Origin of the sequence: Campylobacter sp. BCW_6873 (assembly GCF_001762365.1) — a bacterium.
GTDB lineage: Bacteria > Campylobacterota > Campylobacteria > Campylobacterales > Campylobacteraceae > Campylobacter_D > Campylobacter_D jejuni.
Genome location: NZ_MJWS01000037.1, coordinates 1 through 1,910 on the forward strand (window position 1 = coordinate 1; position 1,910 = coordinate 1,910).

Here is a 1,910-nt window from a genome sequence, read left to right on the forward strand (position 1 = left end):
CAAGATTTATTCGATGTTTTAAATGAAGATTTTACCAAAGAATATGAATTCATAGATAGTCCTACTTTAGATGATATGGTAAAACACAAACAAAGTGATGAAGTTTTTAAAGTGTTTTATAAAAAAGATGATAAAATAAGATTGCTTAGAGTTAGCAATATGCAAGCTTTAAATCGTTTTGATAAACTTAAAGGTGCAATGACAAAAATAATTTTAGATAGTGGTTTTAAACCTGATAAATAAAAAGGATTAATATGTGTAAAGATCAAGAATATATAGAGCAAAGAAAGGTTTTATGGGAAAAAAGTTTTGAAGCCTTTAAAGATGATAAAGTGTATCAAAAAGAACAGCTTGAACTTGCAGAAGCAGGAATTAATGATGGCTTAGAGGAGGATTAATTATATAATTAGCCATATATTTATATTAGTTTTTTTAAAAAACCGTTTTTACTATTCTTTAATCTTTTATATTGTATTTTGATTGTCTTATTTATGTAATTTTATATATAAAAAAAGTTTTTTCCAATTTTACAACAAAACCCTTTATGGTATAATAAAAATAAAAATTATATAAGAAAGGATACAAATGGCTATAAAAATTGAAATTAGCGGATTTGATAAGGATTTTTTACCTGTTTTTGAGAGTTTAGCTAAAAGCCTAAAAGCTACTTATTGTTTGTTAGAATGTGATACTCCAGAAGAGAAAAAACAAAGTTCCATGAAAAAGGCTTTAGAAGAAATGAAAAATGGAGAGCATGAAACTTTTAAAAACTTTGATGAGTATAAAAAGGCTATGCGTGAAATATGAAATTAGAGTTTTAAAAGAATACAAGAAAAACTATAAGAAGCTAACGCTAAAAGAAAAAGACTTAGTAGATGAAATAGTCTATCGCTTATCTAACAATGAAACTCTTGAAAGAAAATACAAAGATCATAAACTAAAAGGTGAATTTAAAGAGCTTAGAGAGTGTCATGTAAAACCTGATTTGCTCTTAATTTATCAAAAACAAGATGATAAACTTATTTTAACATGTATTAATATAGGTTCTCATAGCGAGTTGTTTTAATAATTGAAGTTAAATTAATCAAGTTTATAAAAATCCATAACTACATATTAAGTCATTTATATCATAATAGAAAGAAAAAAGAAAAATACTATGAAAAAATTATCCCAAGAAGAAATACAAAAAGCTATGAGAGAATGTGTAGTAAGTTCTTATACTTATGATCCAGTTAATCCTAATGGTTATTTCTCAAGATTTATTCGATGTTTTAAATGAAGATTTTACCAAAGAATATGAATTCATAGATAGTCCTACTTTAGATGATATGGTAAAACACAAACAAAGTGATGAAGTTTTTAAAGTGTTTTATAAAAAAGATGATAAAATAAGATTGCTTAGAGTTAGCAATATGCAAGCTTTAAATCGTTTTGATAAACTTAAAGGTGCAATGACAAAAATAATTTTAGATAGTGGTTTTAAACCTGATAAATAAAAAGGATTAATATGTGTAAAGATCAAGAATATATAGAGCAAAGAAAGGTTTTATGGGAAAAAAGTTTTGAAGCCTTTAAAGATGATAAAGTGTATCAAAAAGAACAGCTTGAACTTGCAGAAGCAGGAATTAATGATGGCTTAGAGGAGGATTAATTATATAATTAGCCATATATTTATATTAGTTTTTTTAAAAAACCGTTTTTACTATTCTTTAATCTTTTATATTGTATTTTGATTGTCTTATTTATGTAATTTTATATATAAAAAAAGTTTTTTCCAATTTTACAACAAAACCCTTTATGGTATAATAAAAATAAAAATTATATAAGAAAGGATACAAATGGCTATAAAAATTGAAATTAGCGGATTTGATAAGGATTTTTTACCTGTTTTTGAGAGTTTAGCTAAAAGC

The 1,910-nt window shown here is 24.7% G+C and carries 7 protein-coding genes; all 7 read left to right on the forward strand.

Features of this window, described 5'->3' with window-relative positions; genetic code table 11:
• Positions 1–243: hypothetical protein (locus AJ932_RS01925; RefSeq protein WP_002871600.1), on the forward strand; the 243-nt coding region annotated here is incomplete at its 5' end.
• An 11-nt stretch (positions 244–254) separates the two neighbouring features.
• Entirely contained in the window at positions 255–398 is a 144-nt protein-coding gene (locus AJ932_RS10460) for a hypothetical protein (RefSeq protein ID WP_002807233.1), read from the forward strand.
• Between the two features lie 187 nt (positions 399–585).
• Positions 586–807 (forward strand): hypothetical protein, encoded by a 222-nt coding sequence (locus AJ932_RS01930; protein WP_002881155.1) that lies wholly within the window; start codon positions 586–588, stop codon positions 805–807.
• Positions 797–1,066: a type II toxin-antitoxin system YafQ family toxin gene (locus tag AJ932_RS01935; RefSeq protein ID WP_002789000.1), complete on the forward strand. Its 270-nt coding sequence runs from the start codon at positions 797–799 to the stop codon at positions 1,064–1,066. The genes AJ932_RS01930 and AJ932_RS01935 overlap by 11 nt, the downstream gene beginning before the upstream one ends.
• A 90-nt stretch (positions 1,067–1,156) precedes the next feature.
• A complete protein-coding gene (locus tag AJ932_RS10740; RefSeq protein WP_002813541.1) occupies positions 1,157–1,279 on the forward strand; it encodes a hypothetical protein in 123 nt (40 codons plus the stop codon).
• Complete coding sequence (locus AJ932_RS01940) at positions 1,242–1,496, forward strand: hypothetical protein (RefSeq protein WP_044794622.1); 255 nt, start codon at positions 1,242–1,244, stop codon at positions 1,494–1,496. Before AJ932_RS10740 ends, AJ932_RS01940 begins: the two co-directional genes overlap by 38 nt.
• Positions 1,497–1,507: 11 nt before the next feature.
• On the forward strand, positions 1,508–1,651 hold the full coding sequence (locus tag AJ932_RS10465) for a hypothetical protein (protein ID WP_002807233.1): 144 nt from the start codon (positions 1,508–1,510) through the stop codon (positions 1,649–1,651).
• Positions 1,652–1,910: the final 259 nt, after the last annotated feature.